We start from the raw sequence: 255 nt of genomic DNA on the forward strand, positions 1-255 counted from the left end.
CCGCCGGCAGGCGCCGGGACCAGCGCACCGCCACGTCCCCGACCTTCGGCAACCTGAGCCGGCCGTTGTCGAGCACCCTGAACCGGGCGTTCGCGGTGAACCGGATGGCCTGCCGGTTGTCCCTGCGGCACCGGAACCGGGGCGGAGCCACCTTGCGGCCCTCGCGCTTGCCGCTGACCGAGGCAAAGAAGTTCCGGTAGGCGATGTTCAGGTCCGCGAGGGCCTGCTGGAGGACGACCGCCGACACCTCACCCA

Annotated in this window: 1 pseudogene; it reads right to left on the reverse strand. The window is 71.8% G+C overall.

The annotated features are described in order from the left end of the window. Positions 1-255 (reverse strand): annotated as a pseudogene (locus tag ACLQ2U_RS32265) (RNA-guided endonuclease TnpB family protein); the annotation flags it as partial.

The organism is Micromonospora sp. DT47 (assembly GCF_049844475.1).
GTDB lineage: Bacteria > Actinomycetota > Actinomycetes > Mycobacteriales > Micromonosporaceae > Micromonospora.